Here is a 17,015-nt window from a genome sequence, read left to right as displayed (position 1 = left end):
GTCCCGGCCGGCGTGCGGCTGTGATTCAGTAGGCATCGAAGTCGAGGAAGGTGAACTGGATGCGGGACGCGTCGAGTTGCGGGACGCGCGGCGTGAAGGCGCGCCAGATCAGGTTCAGCGGCGACGGGCGCAGCCGCATCGGGATGCTGGCGTAGTTCCAGTAGCGGCTGCCGGCGTCGGGGGCCAGGCCGATGAACAGGCGCAGCGGCGATGGCCCGACCGGACGGCCCGCCGGCTGCGGGGCCGCGCCGGCGCCTTCCAGCTCGGCATAGGCCGGAATGTGCTTGAGCGCGGCAGCATGGAGTTGCAGGCCGCGGCCGCCATGGCGCACGTGGACCCGGTTGTGCGGATTGGCGCAGCGCCAGGCCAGCGCTTCCGGACTCCAGCTGCGCTCGAACGAGAGTGCGGCGGCGGCCGGCTTGGGCGCATGGCGCAGCAGCCCCAGTCCGACCCGCGCTTCCAGCGGGCGCACCAGCTGGAAGCCGAGCTTGCGCACGAAGCCCGGGGTGCTGTTGGCGTTGGCGACGCCGTAGCAGCCGTCGAAGCCGGCCTCGGCGCCGGCCGCGTAGGTCATCGCGGCCAGCCTGGTGAACAGGCCCTTGCCCTGGTAGTCCGGGTGGGTGGCGGTGTTCAGCGACAGCAGCACCCGCACCTCCTGCCCCTCGACCCAGGCGCGCGCCGGCACGCACACATAGTGCGCCGCCAGGCGCTCGCCGTCCCAGGCGTCGTAGCCGACCGCCGCGCCGTCCGGATTGGCCACGTACAGCCAGTCGAGGTAGGCGGGCGTGAACTTGTCGGTACCCGGAAAGCAGGCGGCAAACAGCGCGCCATAGGTGGCCAGGGTGGCGCGGTCGTTCCGGACCGGCGCAAAACGCAGCGTTGTCTGCAAATCGGGCATCACTTGAAGATCCAGTATTTACTGAGCAGGTAGCCATTCACCGCCACCAGCGGCAGCGACAGCAGCTTCCCGGCCAGGGGGTTGTCGAAGGCGGCGCTCGCGGCAGCTACGCAAGCAATGGTCAATAGGTAATTCACCCCAACCACGCACAGGTAACGCGCGAAGTTTGCGGGATTGGCCGCGGCGTTGAAGGTAACACGGCTGTGGAAGGCGTAATTGACCAGCAGCCCGGCCGCGAAGCCGGCGCTGGCGGCGGCGGTGGCGTGCATGCCGGCCTGCAGCAGCAGTTGCATCAGGCCGATGTCGGCCACCGCGCAGATCAGGCCGCCGGTGACGAAGACCGCGAACTGGCGCGTGATCAGCCTGGACGCCAGACGGGAAGCGCGGGCGGACATGCTCATGCGCCGGTGCCCGGCGTGGCCGCCGCGCGGCGGAACAGGGTTTTCTTGTGCAGCGGATTGCGCGGCACCGAGGCCACGTCGTGCGCCAGGAAGGCCAGGACCAGCTGCACGCCCATGATCACCGGCAGCGCCGCCAGCATCACCGTGCCGGCCGGCGTCTCGGTGCCCGAACGTGCCGAGGCGATCCAGTGCGACACGCCGTAGACGGCGCCGAAGATTGTCAACAGGATTCCCAGCGGCAGCTCGATCGAGGCCACCGACATGTTGCGCAGGTAGTAGTTGTAGAAGATGCGCTTGCCGAAATTGCGCACGTGCTTGCTCAGGAACTCGGTGACGATCTTCGAGATCTTGAGGTTGCTGACCTCGTCGCCGTAGACGGCGTCCATCGGCACGTCGGCCACCACCGCGCCCAGGATGTTCAGGCGGAACAGCATGTCCGACTCGAAGAAGTAGCGCTTGCTGATCTTGTCGAAGGGCAGGAAGCGCGCGCAGTCGGCGTGGATCGCGGTGTAGCCGTTGGTCGGGTCGAACAGGTCCCAGTAGCCCGAGGACAGCTTGGTCATCAGGGACAGGATCGCGTTGCCGAACAGGCGCAGCGGCGGCATCGCGCCCAGGCGCTCCAGGTTGAAGAAGCGGTTGCCCTTGGTGTAGTCGGCTTCGCCCGCCAGGATCGGCGCGATGAAGTTCGGGATCAGGCTGCCGTCCATCTGGCCGTCGCCATCGATCTTGACCATCACCTTGGCGCCGTCGGCGATGGCCGCGCGGTAGCCGGTCATCACGGCCCCGCCCACGCCCTGGTTCTCGGCATGCTCGAGCACCACCACGCGCGGGTCGCGGCAATGTTCGCGCACGAAGGCGCCGCTGGCGTCCGGACACTTGTCGTCGACCACGTAGATGCGCGCGACTTCGGGGCCGATGCCCGCGATCACGCTCAGGATGTGGCGGGTGACCTTGTAGCTGGGGATGACGACCGCGACTGCGTCGCGCGCCTCCGGCGTGACAGGGACGAGGGGAAGATTCATGGGGCTGGCGTCAGGGGCATTCATGGCGTGCCTGGAAGTTGTCGTACGCTGATCTCGCGCAGGAAGAAGGCGAGGGGACGCGGGTCGCCCGGACCGGGGGAGGTCGGCGACGCATGTTCGAATTCGATGTCGAGGGCGGCGGCGCGCGCCGCCGGCGGCAGTTCCAGCGGGCCGGCCTGGTCGAGCGCGTGCCAGCCGAGATCCTGCCCGTTCACGATGACCCGGGTGCTGCGGTTGGGCGCCAGGTAATAGCCGGCGATGAGCAGCGCATGCGCCGCGCCGCCGTCGAGGCGAATGCGCACGCGCGAGCGCGCGCCATGCGACCAGGCGCCGTCCCAGCCGGAACCGTTCGCTTCCGGCGGATACCAGCCCGAGACCAGGGCCACCGCCTCGCCCGCACGCAGCGCGTCGAACTGGAAGCTGCGCTGCAGGTAGCCGCCGGCGACGCAGCGCAGCGGACCGTCGAGATAGCGCCAGCCGCGCGCGCTTTCCACCTGCGGCTGGTCGGGCGCCAGGTGCGCGCCCTTGCCGCACAGCTGTTCGTCGGCGTGGGCGTTGGAGGCGTGCACCAGGGTTTTCACCACGGCGCCGCCGCGCTGCAGGGTATAGAGCTTGTCCGGCTGGATGTAGTTGTCGTGGTTGCCCGCGCGTTCGGCGAAGATTTCCGGCTCCGGATGGTAATACTGCGGCGCGTAGGTCAGCATCCGCACCGCGGCCGGGCTGAAATGCACGTAGTCGTAGCGTTGCGCATGCACCATGGCGACGGCCTGGATCGCGGCCAGGCCGGCCAGCAGGGACGACAGCCGCGCACCCGACCAGCGCGGCAGGCGGCGCAACAGCACCAGCAGCGCGAACACGATCGGCATCGCGGCCCAGAAGGCATAGCGCATGACGCCGGCCGCGCCCGAGTTCCAGTTCAGCACGGCCAGCGCGGGCAGCGCCAGCGCCAGCATCAACAGCGCGGCCAGCAGCACGACGCCGCGCGCGCGGCCGTCCGCGCGCGGCAGCAGCAGGAGCAAGGCCAGCAGCAGGCCCGGCACGCCGATGATCATGCCCTGGTTCAGGTCGAAGTAGAACGAGGCCAGGCGCGTCGTGCCGATCAGGCCGGGGTCGGAGAACAGCTTGGCGATGATGTTGGGGACGCCGAACTGCCACAGGTTGAACAGCGGCGGCAGCGCGAACACCGCCATGCCGGCCGCCAGGCCGACCAGCGTGCGGCGCGTGAGTTGCACGCGCAGGTTGGCGGCAAAGCCCAGCTGGCGCTCGTAGTCGAGCCACAGCTTGATCAGGGGCGCGAAAGCGAAGAAGAACACGATGGTCGGGTTCTGCTGTCCGGCCAGCCCGGCCAGTACGCCGCCGGCCAGCGGCGCGCCGGCGGTGTAGAACAGCAGGCCCGCCAGCAGGAAGGCGGCGCTGACGCACTCCGGGCTGGTCCAGTGCAGGTAGAGCGCGCCGCCGCACAGCATGAACAGTCCCAGGCCGAGCCAGGCCCGGGTCTCGGACTGGAAAAAGCGGCGCAGCGCCAGCGCCAGCGCGAACACCGCCATCAGGTTGACCGCCTGGAAGGCCTTGAAGGGCGGGATGCCGAGCGCTTCGAACAGCTTGAACGGGCCGGCGGCCAGCAGCGAATAGCCGAAGTAGTGGACCGGGAACACGTCGCCGTCGCGCCCGCGCACGAAGGCGGCGTACAACTGCCGGTCACCGGCGCGCATGCCGCGTTCGAGCTGGTCGAGGGGGGCGTCGAGCATGCCCGGCAGGAGACTGCGCACGCGGGCGATGTCGCCGGGGCGGATGTCGGGCGAGCCGTGGTCGGCGATGGCGACGGTGGCCAGGGTGTACTCGACCACGTCGCCGCCATAGTAAGGCTTGACCATGGCGAGCAGGGCGGCCAGCGCCAGCGCCACCAGGATCGGGAAGCGCCAGCGTGCGGCTGCGGCGGGAACGCTTGTCTGCATGGCTTAGAAGGAGGCCAGCGTGGCGAGGGCGAGGCAGCAGGCCAGCACCACCAGGCTGACCTTGTCCTTGCTGACGTACAGGACCGGGTCTTCGTTGACCTCGCCGCGGAAGGACAGCACCCACAGGCGGCCGAGCCAGAACACCAGCAGCGGCAGGATCCCGGCCAGCCAGGCCGGGGTGCGGTACAGGTCCAGCACATTGTTGGAATTGAAGTAGAGCATGAAGACCAGCACCGACACAAAGGCGCTGTTGACGCCCATGATGCCGACCGGGGTCCGGTCCTCGACCGTGTAGCCGCGTCCGCGGGTCTTGTCCTTGCCGCGCTTGTGCAGGTTGATCAGCTCGCTGTGGCGCTTGAGCAGGGCCAGGCTCAGGAAGATGAAGAAGGAAAAGCCCAGCAGCCAGAACGACGGCGGGATGCCGGTGGCCGCCGCGCCACCCACGACGCGCAGGCTGTACAGGACGGCGAGCGCGACGATGTCGACCATCAGCAGGCGCTTCAGCCAGACCGAATAGGCCACGGTGCTGGCGAAATACACCAGCACGGCCGCCAGCAGCAGCACGTTGAAGGCCGCGCACAGCGCGATCGCGGCGAGCGCCAGCAGCGGACTGGCGAACAGGGCCAGCGGCAGCGGCAGGGCGCCCGAGGCGATCGGGCGCGTGTGCTTGGTCGGGTGCACGCGGTCGTCCTGGGCGTCGAGCGCGTCGTTGAGCAGGTAGGCACTGGAGGCGCACAGCGAGAACGCGACGAAGGCCACCAGCGAGGCGCTGAAGGTGGGCAGGTCGAGCGCATGGCCGGCCAGCATCGGCACGAACACCAGCAGGTTCTTCAGCCACTGGCGCGGCCGCAGGGCCTTGAACAGCGCCCGCGCCGTATTGCCGCGCACGCTGCCGGAATGCACGGTCACGCGGCCGTCCGCCAGGCGGAAGGGCTTGCAGGTGACCGACCAGGGATGCGCGCAGCCCAGCCACACCGGCAGGTCGGCGCGCGAATTGCCGAGGTAGTCGTAGCCCTGCGCGCCATACAGTTCGGCGAGACGGCGCGCCTTGTTGTGCGAGGTCAGGTTGATGCCGTCGCCGGTGGCGAGCACCAGGTCGAACAGGCCGAGATGGCCCGCGATCTGTTCGGCGAAGCGGCGCTGCGAGCCGGTCGCCAGCACGATGCGGCGTCCGCGCTCGCGCTCGGCGCGCACCAGGGCCAGCACCACCGCGTCATAGGGCAGGGCCGCCGGATCGAGTTCGACTTCGCGCGCCAGTCTTTCCTTGAACGCCGCCTTGCCGGCCAGGAGCCAGAACGGCAGCAGCCAGGCGCGCAGGATGTTCTTCTTCAGGAACAGCACGATCGCTTCCCACAACAGGTCGGAATGGATCAGGCTGCCGTCCAGGTCGACGACCAGCGGACGTCCCAGGTCGGTGGTGATGGTCGGCTCAGCCATGGCGCGGCTCGGCAGGGGGCAGAACACGGTACCACTGCTGGCGCACCAGGCCGTCGAGCACTTGCTGCGCGCTCTGGTCCCAGGTCAGCCAGGGCATGCCGGTCGACTGCGGCGCCTTGCCTTCGCGCTGCAGCGCCAGCCAGGTCTTGATCGCGTCGGCCAGGTCTTGCGGCGCCAGGCCGTCGAAGTAATAAGCGTGTTCGCCGGCGACTTCGCGGAACACCGGCAGGCTGCGCGCGATGATCGGAATGCCTTTCTGGGCCGCTTCGATCAGCGGCAGGCCGAAGCCTTCGCCTTCGGAGGGCGAGAGCAGGGCCGAAGAAGCGCCGTACAGCTTGAGCAGCATCTCGTCCGAGATGCCGTTCATCCAGAACAGGCGCTTGGCATGTTCCGGGTGCGTGCTCATGCGCTCGCACAGCTTTTCCATCATCCAGCCCTGCTTGCCCACCACCACCAGGTTGACGTCCTCGCCGCGTTGCCACAGCAGCTCGAAGGCGTCCAGCGTCTGGGTGTGGCCCTTGCGCGGCTCGACGGTGCCGACCATGATGAAGCTCGGGCGCTGCCCCAGCGCCGCCAGCACCTGCTCGGCGTCCGGCGGCAGGCCGAAGCTCGGCGCGCTGGCGTCGATGTCGGCGCCCAGGTGGAAGTGGCCGAGGCTCAGGGGCGTGCGGCGCTGCAGGCCCTCGCGTTCGATCCAGCCCGCCAGCTCGTCGGCCACGGCGCGCGAGATGCACAGCACGCCGTCGGATACCTTGTGCACGGTGCGCAGGAAGTCGCCGAAGTACTGCTCGGTCCCGAACGGGAACACGTCCGGGCGCAGCATCGGCAAAATGTCGAACACCACGAAATAGATGCCGACGCCGCGGTCGCGCATCGACAGCAGCAGCTGTTCGTTCTGCGAGGTGCCGGTGGTAAACAGGTCGAGGCCGAAGAAGATGTCGCCCGGGCGCAGGTCGACCGGCGCGTCTTCCAGCGCCAGTTCTTCTTCCTGCACCAGGCCAAGGCCGAAGCGGCGCGCGTAATGGTAACTCCGGTTGCCGCCGGTGGAATACACCGGCTCGATGCGCCAGCCCGCGGGCGGATCCGCGATCATCGCCAACAGGATGCTGCGCACCACGCGCTGGATGCCGGTCTTGAGGTCGGACTGCACCACGGCCGAGATGTCCACCAGCAGCTGGCGCGGCGCATGCGGGGCGCGGTTGAAGGCGATCGCGGTGGCCAGCTCCCGCAGTTCCTGCGCCGGACACAGTGGCGCCGCCGCGCGCACCAGTGCGGCATAGGCGGCATGCTCGCCGCGCAGCGCGACATCCTCGATGGCGTCGTAGTAGAGCGCACCGACGTGGGCAGGGGCATGGTGCGCGTCCATGTGCGCCATGGCCAGTGCCGACAGTCGGGCGCGCTCGGCGGGGGCGCCGCGCAGGCGGGCCAGGGCTGCGCCCAGTTGTCCCACCGTGAATTGGTCGGGCAATTTCACCAGCAATTCGTCGGGTAGCGAAGCGGTCGAGCCGTGCGCATTGACGATGGTGGGCATTCCGTACAGCAGGCAATCGAGCACCGCCGCCGAGGTCTCGCCGCGCGTCGACGAACGCAGCTGCACCGCCACGTCGGCCGCTGCCAGGTACTGGGCGTAGATGGTGGCATCGACGAAGCCGGTGACGTGGATGCGGCCGGCCGCAGGGCTGGCCAGGATCTGTTCCTGCAACTGCTCGCCATACGGGCCGGGATCGTTGTCGCCCACGAAAACCAGGTGGCAGGCGGGGTCGCGCGCCAGCGGCGAGGCCAGGTACGCTTCCAGCAGCTCGGCATTGAGCTTGGTGCGTCCGAGCATGCCAAAGCTGGCGACCACGAAGGCGTCGGCGTCCAGCCCGAGCGCCGCGCGCGCCTTGCCGCGCGCACCCGGCCCGGCGCCGCCTTCAGGGCGGCCGCGCAGCAGGGGAATGGTGCGCCAGGTGTCGGCAGCGTCCGGTCCATACCACTGTTGCGCCAGCTCACGCGAGAAGTCCGAGTGGACGATGACGCCGGCAGCGTTGTCAAGCACCCCTTTGTTGAGCGGGTAGGTCCAGATAGCCGGGTTGCGCCCATGCTTGCGGTGTCCGAGCAGGCCGGTATAGCCATGCGACTCGTACAGCGCCTGCAGGAAGCCCTTGTCGAGGTATTCCTCGCGTTCGAGGTTGTCGAGCACGCCCGACAGATAGAAGTCATGCAGTACCACGACGCCGGGCACCTCGCGCACCAGTTCGAACATGTGCTTGTGGGCGTGGGAATTGCCGAAGTGGTAGACCACGCGGTCTACCGAATGCGCGTGTTCGCGCAGCCAGGCGGGGCTGCGCAAGGGGAACCCGGACAGGCGCGGATCGACGACAAGCGACGTGTCCTGCTCCACCACCAGCTCGATGTCATAGTAGCGCGCCAGTTCCGGCACCAGTTCGGCGCTGTAGTCGGCGATGCCGGATCGTTCCGGCGGCAGCGGCGAGACATACGCCAGCCGAGGCCGGGCCGCGGGTTCCCGCGCGGGTGGCGGCTTCCTGGCCGCGGCCGCATCGAGGGAACCGAGTAGCGCCGCGACGTTCACCCCGCGGCATTCGGTTTCCAGGATCGCGTAGGGGACCTCCAGCGGATCGAGGCCGCGCTTGCCTGCCACGCGCACCGGCAGCAGTACGACGTCGGGCCGCAATCCTGTCAGCGCATGTCTGCGCACCAGGGCGCGCACCCGTCCACCGGCTGGCAGGTCGAAGGCCCGTACCTGGGCGCGCGGCAGCAGGCCACCCGTACGGAGCGACTCCAGCGTCACCGGGTCGAGTAGCGGAACGGCGACATGCACTTCGCGCCCGCCGGCCTGGCGCAGCAGTTCCTGCGTCAGCGCGAGCGCGGCGCCGTCCACGCGGCCATGGTTCTCAAGTAGGTCGATTACGATACGCATAGTTCGGAAGTCTTAACTGCTGGTGTGGTGATGGCGCGCCCGCTCCAGGTCCGCCAGTACGCCGCGCACCGAGGCTGGCAGGCCGCGCAGCTCATCCGGGACTGGCTTCACGCCCTCCGGCAACGGCTCGGGCGGCAGCTGCTTGATGGCCGATAGCGAAGCCTGCACGCGGCGGCCCAGCGACGGGAAGCGCAGCAGTACCGGGATCAGGAGGCGGCGCAGTGTTTCGCTGCGGGTAAGGCGCGTGACGACGCGGCGTGCCCGGTCCGGCTGGCGCATCGCATACACGAGGTGGCCGGCCATGCGCAGCGGTCGTGTCACCTTCCACGAGGTGCTGTTGTGGGTGGCGATCACGCTGGCTTCCAGACTCTTGGCCCATGCCAGCAGTTTCTCGGCATTGGCCTGTTCGGCCGCGACGCTTTGGTGCAAGGACGCGATCCAGGCATCCGCGTGCATTTTTTCCTGGGCCAGGACTTCCGCCCGGGCCCAGGCTGCGTCGAGCTGGTCTTTCAGCTCGTCGGCGCGCTGCTGGGTGTGCTCCAGGTCTTCCTGCCGCGCCTGCGCCAGCAGCGCGACCTGCTCGGCATGCCGCTCGGACGCCCGCAGCGCATGGACCAGTTCCTGCGACGAGGCCCATGCCTTGTCGAGGTGGTGCGAAATATAGTCGTCGAAGACGTTCGGCTGGATCCCGAAGTGCGCCAGCAGTTCGCCGTGTTCTTCCGCCACGTAGTAGCGGTTCAGGCCGTCGAACCACGCGAAGCGGTAGCGCTGGCCGGTCACCAGGTGCTCCCAGGAGGCGTGATTGGTTTCGCGGCTGTTCGGCAGCGTGGCTTCGATCACCAGCACCCAGGGGCGCCAGCGCGCGAAGTCCATTCCGCGCAGCACTTCGCCTTCGAAGCCTTCGACGTCGATCTTCAGGAAGTGGATCTCGCCCTGCACATGCTCTTCGCACACCGAGGCCAGGGTGCGCACCGGCACGCGCAGTTCGACCACTTCATGGCCTTCCGCGCGGTGCAGCTCGGCCACGGACTGTTCCGGCGAGGCCCAGCCGCGCACCTGCGGGGTGTCGTACAGGGTCAGTTCGCCGTTCGCGGCTCCGGCGGCGATCGCCAGGTTGACGTCGCGCGGGCGCTGCTCGAGGAAAGTCTGGTGGAAGGAAGGCAGCGGCTCGATGCTGACGCCGCGCCAGCCAGCGTCGTAGAAGGCCTTGGTGACCGAATGCTCTTCGGGGTCGTTGGCGCCGACGTCGATGTAGAAGCCGTTCTGCACGTGGCCGAGCGCGCGCCACAGCAGCACGTCCTCGCCATTCTGAGAGTAGGAAATGAATCGCATCTTGTCGATCATGAGCGTTGGATATCGACGGCCGGGTCGAGCCAGGCCGAGCCCTCGAAGTGGGGGCGGCGCATGTTCATCACGGTGAACACCAGCGCCAGGTCGCGCCATTCGTAGTTGTTGACCAGGTGGGTCTCGGTACTGACGATCGCGGTCGCGACCGAATAGGTGCCGGGGCCCAGGTTCATCGGGAAGGCGAAGCGGTACACCACCTCTTCGCCGACGGCGACGTCCTCGAGCGGCAGTCCCTTGAGGTGGGTATTGGTGCCGTACATCGGCTGGCCGAGGCGGTCCTTGATCATGTAGCCGAGCACCATGCGCGGTATCAGGGCGTTGACCTTGACCTTCACTTCCAGCGTCACGGCCGCGCCCACGTCGACCACCTCGGCGCGCTGCCCGCTCTCGTCGATCAGGGCGATGTCGCTGACCGTGGCTTCGCCGGTGCCCGAGATGGTCTGGATCTTGCCGTCGCCGGTCTCGTTGAGACGTACGGTCGCGTTCTCGCGTTCGGCGATCATGGCATTGTAGTAGTCCATGATCTCTTCCGGCTTGCCTTCCTTGGCCAGGCGGCCGCCGTCGAGCAGCACGGCGCGGTCGCACACCGACTGGATCGCCTGCTTGTCGTGCGAGACCAGCAGCAGGGTGGTGCCCTCCTTGCGGAACTGGCGGATGCGATCGAAGGACTTGTGCTGGAAGTAGGCGTCGCCCACCGACAGGGCCTCGTCGACGATCAGGATGTCCGGCCGCCGCGCCGTGGCCACCGAGAAGGCCACGCGCATCTGCATGCCGCTCGAGTAGACCCGCACCGGCTGGTCCATGTACTCGCCGATGCCGGCGAAGTCCTCGATCTGCGGCATCAAGGCGCTGATCTCGTCCACCGTCATGCCCAGCAGCTGGCCGGCCATGTAGACGTTCTGGCGGCCGGTGAAATCCGGGTGGAAACCCATGCCCAGCTCCAGCAGGGCGGCCACGCGGCCTTCCATCCAGACGCTGCCGGTGGTCGGCTGGGTGGTGCCGGTGATGAGTTTCAGCAGGGTGCTCTTGCCGGCGCCGTTGATGCCGATCAGGCCCACGGCTTCGCCCGGCGACACCTGGAAGTTGATGTCGGTAAGCACCCACTTGAGCTTGTGGCGCGGCCCGCGCAGCGGCAGCAGCCATTCGCCCAGGCGCGACCAGCGCGTCGGGTACTGCTTATAGGCCTTGCCCAGGTTGGAAACGACGATGCTGCCCATCAGAGTTCATCCACCATTTCGCCGGAGCGCTTGCGGAACAGGCGCAGGCCCAGGATGCACAGCAGCAGGGCCAGCAGCGCCGCCGGAATCAGGCTGTTCCAGTCGGGCAGGCGGCCTTCGACCAGGATCGCCTGGTGCGCCCCCACCACGGCGGCCATCGGGTTGTAGACCAGGATCGGACGCACTGCTTCCGGCAGGATCGAGGCCGGGTAGACGATCGGGGTCAGCCAGAACCAGAACTGCATCGCGATGGTGACGAACTGGCCGACGTCGCGGAAGAACACGTTCAGGATGCCGCTCACCATGCCCAGGCCGATGGCCAGCAGGATCTGCAGCAGCAGGACCGGAACGATGGCGAAGAACACCATGCCCGGGAAATTGCCGGAAACGACGAGGTACACCAGGAACAAGCCAAAGATGATGCCGAAGTTCACCAGTCCATTGCAGACGACGATGATCGGCAGGCAGATCCGGGGGAAGCTGATCTTCTTGATCAGATTGGCCTGCTCGAGGAACATGTTCTGTCCGCGCGCGACGATCTCGGCGAACAGGCCCCAGGTAAGGATGCCGGCGCACAGGTAGATCGAATAGGCGGCGCCGGAATCGTTGCCCGGCAGCTTGGCACGCATGACCTCGGAAAAGATCACGGTGTACACCAGGATCATGGCGAGCGGACTGAGCACCGACCAGACGGCGCCCAGCATCGCATTCACGTACTTCGACTGGAATTCGCGCTTGACGCTACCCAGCACGAAACCGCGATAGGCCCACAGGCCGCGCAGCATCAGTGGCGACATCATGGGGCGGCCCGCGCTGGCAGCGCCCCGTTCGGGTACGTCAGGGAAAAATTCATGTCGATTGGCTTGGCCGGATGAGCCCAAAATTATACTTCATCCAACAGCCGCTCTATTATTGTAGATGTAACATCTTGTCAAAAGTCAATCGGGATTTGTATTCATGCCGAAAGGAAATCGGCAAGGCCGCGCCGGCCCGGCCGAGCCGGCCTCGGCCATGACAACTTCCGGATGACCAAGGGCTCAGCTGCCCAGATTGGTGAAGATGCCGACCGCCAGTTCAGCCCACACATACACGAAGGCCAGCGCGACCAGGCCGACCAGGGCCAGGCGCTGCAGCCTGCTGCGCGCCATGCGCGAGGCCACGACCACGGCCAGGCCGGCAGCGAACAGCAGGATGCCGGCGGCCACGAAATCGCCGCCGGTCCAGTTCACTTCGCTGGTGAACTGCATGGCAAGCAGCGGAATCATCAAGAGGGCAGCAGTGGCGGCCGCCACGCGTGCAAGGTTCTTGCCCAGGCTGGGCTTGGCGGAGTTGCTGGCGGTCAGGGTGCGCATGTCGTCTCCATGGGGCGGGATGCCAAAAATGTATCACGCCCTGGGCGGCGCCGCCATCGTCCTGTCGCAGCAGCGCACAGGTGGGCGCCTAGCTTCCCTGCGCCAGCCGCTGCAGCGCATCCGGATCGAGAATGATCAGCCGGTGCGCCTCTTTCTGCACCACCCCCTGCTGCACCAGGGTCAGCAGGGCCCGGGTCACGGTCTCGCGGCTGGTGTTGATCATGTTGGCGATGTCCTGGTGGGTCGGCAGGTTTTCCACCACGCTACTGCCATCCGGGCCCGGGGTTTGCTGCATCAGGGCGATATAGGTGTAGATGCGGCGCGTCGTGTTGTTAATGCTGAGCAAGGCACGGAACTCGGAATCGCGCTGGATCTTCTGGGCAAGGTGCCCCAGCATCTTGCGCGCCACCGAGGGCGAATGCGAGAACAGGTGCAGCGCGATCGCCGCCGGCAGGAAGGCGACCAGCACCTCGGTGGTGGACACCACGGATGCCGAGCGTGTCGAGTCGTTGATCAAGGCGATCTCGCCGAAGAAGTCGCCAGCCGACAGCATGCGCAGGCCGACCGAGCGGCCGTCCTCGGTCACGTCGACCACCTGCAGGTGGCCCGACAGCAGGAACAGCAGGCCGTCGCCGCTGCCGCCCTTGTGCAGCACCACCGAGCGCTTCGGGTAGTGGCGGAAGCGCAGTTCGCCCCTGACCTGGAGGATTTCCTCGTCGGTCAGGTCGGCCAGCAGCGGAATCTTGCGCAGGTGGACCTGGAGCTGGCGCTCCTGCGCCTCGGGAGCGGTAGCTTGCCCGGGCTGGTCGGAAAACTGGGAGAGCTTGGCGGAAGAACTCATCAATGGGTCAGTGCCTTAAAAGTGTCCGATGGCAAAGGCGGGGAGCGCCACGGTGGCGATTCCCGCGGCATTGGCCGCCAGGTCGCGCCAGCAAAACCGGCGGTCGGGTACCAGCGATTGCAGGCATTCGATCAGCCAGCCGCCGAGCAGCAGTCCGGCCAGCCACCAACCGGCTTCCCCCCTTCCCTGTGCCGCGCGCAAGGCCAGCACGGTCAACACGGCAAACGCGCCGAAATGCATGAGCTTGTCGTTGGGCAAGGGCGGCAGCCAGCGGTTGGGTACCAGGCACGCGACAAACAGCACGCTCGCTGCGCAAACGAACAACAGTACTTCGGACGGCATCGGCAATGCTTTTTTATATTGAACGTGGCGATTGTAATGCCAGACTCAAGGTAATTGCCATTGCCAGCTCAGCTGTAACTGCCGGTTATCGTACTGGAAGATACTGATGTTCTCGCGGTTCCGTACCATCCGTCCCTCGAGCGACAGCGTCTGGTTCCTTGCAAGCTGGTAGGTCAGGATGGCGCGCAGGACCTGGATGCGCTGGGCGCGTACCTGGTCGATCAGCAGTTCCGGCGAGTAGGGCGCGGCGCTGTTCCAGCGCTGGCGCGTCCAGGCGATTTCGCCATGGGTGTCCCAGCCGAGCGCCTTGCGCAGCGACAGCGTCAGGTAATTACCGTGGCGGTTGCCGCCCGGACGGTCGCTGCGCGCGCGGTCGCTCAAGAGGCCCAGCGTGGCCCTGGCGGCGAAGCTGCCGGCCTGTTGCGCCAGCAATGCGCGCGCCTCCAGCATGTCCGAATCGAAGCTGCCCAGGGTCGGGTACCTGGTGCGCGTGGCGCTGCCGGTCACGTAGAACTGGGTATGCGCCGGCAGCGGCAAGGGCACCGTTACTCGCAGCTGCGCCTGCGCCTGTTTCTGGTAGAGGCGGCCGGCCATCGTCGTCGCGCCCAGCGAGCCCGTGCTGCGCAGGGTCCAGGCGCCCAGGCGCCAGGGCGATTCGATGCCGCCATACAGCGCGCCGGTGTCATAGTCGCGCATGCGGTCGTAGCGGCGTGTCTGGAACTGCATGAAACCGAGGCTTCCGTTGCTGCCGATCCCGCGCACGTAGTCCGCGCCGAAGGTGGTGTAGCCGTCGCGCTTGGGCAGGAAGTCGTCCAGCAGAGGCAGTTCGACCTGGCCGTCCGGACCGCTGACGATGAAGGTCGAATTGCTGGCGCCCTGGTTCACGTTGTCGTCGATGCCGCGACCGATGTTCATCCTGGCGGAACTGGCCGGAGGCGCGCGCTTGCAGCCGCCGTCGCGCGCTTCGGCGATCAGTTCGAGGATCTCGCGTGAAGGCTCGAAGCGCGTCTCGACGATGGCGAACAGGCGCTCGGCTTCGTCGGCATTGCCGAGGCTGCACTGGATCAGGGCCAGGTCGATCACGGCGCCGGCATGCTGGGGCACCTGCGCGATCAGGCGCGCCAGCGCAGCGGAGGCATCGTTCTTGCGGCCCTCCGACAGCGATTGCAGCGCTTCCTGGTACAGCGCTTCCGGAGGTGGTGGGGTGGGCGTGCCGGCGGGAGCGGCGGCGCCGTCCTGGCCAGCCGCCCAGGCCGGCGCGCAGGCCAGCAGGAGGGCAAGCATGCCCGGCGAGATGCGCGCGCTCACGCGGACGGCCCCGTAAGGCTGGTAATGGATGAGGCCGCCTGTTGGGCGGATGCTGGCTGAGGGGCCGCCGTGTGGCCCGCGCTGGTGTCGAGAGTGTACAAGGAGGTGGCTTTTTCTTTACCGCGCAGCAGGCGTTCGCCCAGGGCGAGGAAGCGGTGGCGGCGCGCCCGTTCGACCGTGCCGGGACCGACGATGATGTTATGGGGAAAATCGCGTGCGACCTGCTCGAGGCGGGCCGCCGTGTTGACGCTGTCTCCGACCGCAGTATAAATGCTGCGGAACGAGGTGCCGAAATCGCCCGCCATGGCCGGGCCGCTTTCGACGCCGATCCGCACGCGCAGCGGCGGGAAACCCTTGCGTTCGCGCCTGGTGCTGAGCGCGGCGACGCGGCGCGTCATCTCGCGGGCGGCGTCGAGCGCCAGGTCGGCATGCTGTTCCAGCGGCAGCGGCGCGCCCCAGAAGGCCATCATGCCGTCGCCGGTGTACTTGTCGAGCGTGCCCTGGTGTTCGATGACCGGGCCGGTCAGGCAGTCGAGGAAGTCGCGCGTCAACTGCGCCGCTTCCGCCACCGGCAGTGTCTCGACCTGTCCGGTATAGCCTTCCATGTCGGCCACCAGGGTGGTCACGTCGCGCTGGCTCGGCTGCAGCGGGTCGTCGTCGTCGCTGCTCAGCAGCTCCTCGACCACGGCCGGCGCGACGTACTGGCGCAGCGTCTGCAGCAGGTGGCGCGAGCGGCGCTGGGCGGCCTGCCATTGGTAGGGTACGGCCACGGCCAGCATGAACAGGTTGCTTGCCAATGGGCCGGCAGGCGCGAAGTGCGGGTCGTGCGGGCTCGCCACATAGGCCAGCCCCAGCCACAGCGCCGAGCTGGCTGCCAGCACGGCGACGCCGGCAGCGGCCGACAGGCGCGGGAACAGCAGCATGCACGCGAGCGCCGAGAGCAGGGCATACAGGCAGGCGATGAGGCGGCCGGGCCAGGGAGCGGGTGTTGCGCCTGCCTGGCGGTCGAGCAGCGCCGACAGGATGCTGGCCTGCACGCCCAGGCCGGGACGGCTGGCGGCAAAAGGGGTTTCCACCCGGTCGCCCAAGCCGAGCGAGGACGAGCCGACCACGACCAGGCGCCCGGCTGCGCTCGCAGGCACGATCCGCTGGGCCAGGATGTCGGCGGCGCTGACCAGCGTGAAAGCCGACCAGTCGCGCCGGAACGGCACGCGCATCAGCCCGCTTTCCTCGAGGCGCAGCGGCCCCTTGCCGGCGCAGCAGTTCACCAGCGCAAGCGCGAGCGCCGGATAATGCCGTCCTTCGAACTCGGTCACCAGGGGCACGCGGCGCAAGGCGCCGTCGGGGTCGGGAATGAAACCGATCACGCCGATGTTCGGCGCCTCGGCCAGTGCCGGGTAGTTGCCGACATAACCGGTGGCAGGCACACCCTTCCGGTACAACGCGGTGGCGCCGCCGAGATGGCCGGTACGCAGCGGCTCCAGTCCGGGCGGGGCGAAATTGAAGGCCTGGGCCGGCACCACCGGGCCATGCCGGGCCAGCAGCGCCAGGCGGATGTCGTCCGGCGCGCCGCTGGCGGAAGGCAGCACGATGTCGAGGGCGACGCCGCGGGCGCCGTAGGTGCTCAACAGGATTTCGACGAGGTGCGCCAGGCGTTCGCGCGGCCAGGGCCAGGCGCCGAGTTCGCTCAGCGAGCTTTCGTCGATGTCGACCACGAGGATGCGCGGTTCGGGGGCGTCCGTGGCCTGCATGCGAATGAAGGTGTCGCGCAAGCGCTCGTTGGGTAAAAACAACAGCCCCTCGGGCTTGGCAGGCCCGAACAGGGGCGGAGCCAGGTGCCCGTACTGCGACCACAGGGTCACCAGGAAGGCCAGCGCAGCGATGACCCAGCGTCCACGGGGTCGGGCATGTCGTCTCGGTTCAGCCACGCACAGCAATGTACAGGTGTACTTTCAGTTAAGGAAGGGCGCAGTAT

At 67.8% G+C, this 17,015-nt stretch carries 14 protein-coding genes; all 14 read right to left on the bottom strand.

Going from position 1 to position 17,015, the window contains the following annotated elements; translation table 11 throughout:
• Positions 1-25: 25 nt before the first annotated feature.
• Positions 26-898: a GNAT family N-acetyltransferase gene (locus tag IM543_20370; GenBank protein QOY93859.1), complete on the bottom strand. Its 873-nt coding sequence runs from the start codon at positions 896-898 to the stop codon at positions 26-28.
• A complete protein-coding gene (locus IM543_20365; protein QOY96780.1) occupies positions 898-1,293 on the bottom strand; it encodes a GtrA family protein in 396 nt (131 codons plus the stop codon). Before IM543_20365 ends, IM543_20370 begins: the two co-directional genes overlap by 1 nt.
• Before the next feature lie 2 nt (positions 1,294-1,295).
• Positions 1,296-2,321 (bottom strand): glycosyltransferase family 2 protein, encoded by a 1,026-nt coding sequence (locus tag IM543_20360; GenBank protein QOY93858.1) that lies wholly within the window; start codon positions 2,319-2,321, stop codon positions 1,296-1,298.
• A 20-nt stretch (positions 2,322-2,341) separates the two neighbouring features.
• Positions 2,342-4,276 (bottom strand): hypothetical protein, encoded by a 1,935-nt coding sequence (locus IM543_20355; GenBank protein QOY93857.1) that lies wholly within the window; start codon positions 4,274-4,276, stop codon positions 2,342-2,344.
• 3 nt (positions 4,277-4,279) lie between these two features.
• Complete coding sequence (locus IM543_20350; GenBank protein ID QOY93856.1) at positions 4,280-5,713, bottom strand: UbiA family prenyltransferase; 1,434 nt, start codon at positions 5,711-5,713, stop codon at positions 4,280-4,282.
• Positions 5,706-8,633, bottom strand: a complete 2,928-nt coding sequence (locus IM543_20345; GenBank protein ID QOY93855.1) for a glycosyltransferase — start codon at positions 8,631-8,633, stop codon at positions 5,706-5,708. The genes IM543_20350 and IM543_20345 overlap by 8 nt, the downstream gene beginning before the upstream one ends.
• Positions 8,634-8,645: 12 nt before the next feature.
• Complete coding sequence (locus IM543_20340) at positions 8,646-9,965, bottom strand: FkbM family methyltransferase (GenBank protein ID QOY93854.1); 1,320 nt, start codon at positions 9,963-9,965, stop codon at positions 8,646-8,648.
• Positions 9,966-9,973: 8 nt separating this feature from the next.
• A complete protein-coding gene (locus IM543_20335) occupies positions 9,974-11,197 on the bottom strand; it encodes an ABC transporter ATP-binding protein (protein QOY93853.1) in 1,224 nt (407 codons plus the stop codon).
• Positions 11,197-11,982 (bottom strand): ABC transporter permease, encoded by a 786-nt coding sequence (locus IM543_20330; protein ID QOY96779.1) that lies wholly within the window; start codon positions 11,980-11,982, stop codon positions 11,197-11,199. The genes IM543_20335 and IM543_20330 overlap by 1 nt, the downstream gene beginning before the upstream one ends.
• 252 nt (positions 11,983-12,234) lie before the next feature.
• Complete coding sequence (locus IM543_20325; protein QOY96778.1) at positions 12,235-12,462, bottom strand: hypothetical protein; 228 nt, start codon at positions 12,460-12,462, stop codon at positions 12,235-12,237.
• 175 nt (positions 12,463-12,637) lie between these two features.
• Complete coding sequence (locus IM543_20320; protein ID QOY93852.1) at positions 12,638-13,390, bottom strand: Crp/Fnr family transcriptional regulator; 753 nt, start codon at positions 13,388-13,390, stop codon at positions 12,638-12,640.
• A gap of 15 nt (positions 13,391-13,405) precedes the next feature.
• Positions 13,406-13,732, bottom strand: a complete 327-nt coding sequence (vanZ, locus tag IM543_20315) for a VanZ family protein (protein QOY93851.1) — start codon at positions 13,730-13,732, stop codon at positions 13,406-13,408.
• A gap of 45 nt (positions 13,733-13,777) precedes the next feature.
• Positions 13,778-15,040: a tetratricopeptide repeat protein gene (locus IM543_20310; protein QOY93850.1), complete on the bottom strand. Its 1,263-nt coding sequence runs from the start codon at positions 15,038-15,040 to the stop codon at positions 13,778-13,780.
• Positions 15,037-16,902: an adenylate/guanylate cyclase domain-containing protein gene (locus IM543_20305; GenBank protein QOY96777.1), complete on the bottom strand. Its 1,866-nt coding sequence runs from the start codon at positions 16,900-16,902 to the stop codon at positions 15,037-15,039. Before IM543_20305 ends, IM543_20310 begins: the two co-directional genes overlap by 4 nt.
• Between the last annotated feature and the right edge of the window lie 113 nt (positions 16,903-17,015).

The sequence above is a fragment of the Massilia sp. UMI-21 genome (genome assembly GCA_015277795.1).
Lineage (GTDB): Bacteria > Pseudomonadota > Gammaproteobacteria > Burkholderiales > Burkholderiaceae_D > Telluria.
The sequence above is the reverse complement of the archived record's forward strand: the minus strand, read 5'-3'. Positions and strand labels throughout refer to the sequence as shown.

Coding starts and splice junctions, on each gene's coding strand:
- IM543_20320 (QOY93852.1), bottom strand. CDS start 13,390: ATGAGTTCTTCCGCCAAGCTCTCCCAGTTTTCCGACCAGCCCGGGCAA.
- IM543_20350 (QOY93856.1), bottom strand. CDS start 5,713: ATGGCTGAGCCGACCATCACCACCGACCTGGGACGTCCGCTGGTCGTC.
- IM543_20345 (QOY93855.1), bottom strand. CDS start 8,633: ATGCGTATCGTAATCGACCTACTTGAGAACCATGGCCGCGTGGACGGC.
- IM543_20335 (QOY93853.1), bottom strand. CDS start 11,197: ATGGGCAGCATCGTCGTTTCCAACCTGGGCAAGGCCTATAAGCAGTAC.
- IM543_20360 (QOY93858.1), bottom strand. CDS start 2,321: ATGAATCTTCCCCTCGTCCCTGTCACGCCGGAGGCGCGCGACGCAGTC.
- IM543_20325 (QOY96778.1), bottom strand. CDS start 12,462: ATGATTCCGCTGCTTGCCATGCAGTTCACCAGCGAAGTGAACTGGACC.
- IM543_20330 (QOY96779.1), bottom strand. CDS start 11,982: ATGCTGCGCGGCCTGTGGGCCTATCGCGGTTTCGTGCTGGGTAGCGTC.
- vanZ (QOY93851.1), bottom strand. CDS start 13,732: ATGCCGTCCGAAGTACTGTTGTTCGTTTGCGCAGCGAGCGTGCTGTTT.
- IM543_20340 (QOY93854.1), bottom strand. CDS start 9,965: ATGCGATTCATTTCCTACTCTCAGAATGGCGAGGACGTGCTGCTGTGG.
- IM543_20370 (QOY93859.1), bottom strand. CDS start 898: ATGCCCGATTTGCAGACAACGCTGCGTTTTGCGCCGGTCCGGAACGAC.
- IM543_20365 (QOY96780.1), bottom strand. CDS start 1,293: ATGTCCGCCCGCGCTTCCCGTCTGGCGTCCAGGCTGATCACGCGCCAG.
- IM543_20355 (QOY93857.1), bottom strand. CDS start 4,276: ATGCAGACAAGCGTTCCCGCCGCAGCCGCACGCTGGCGCTTCCCGATC.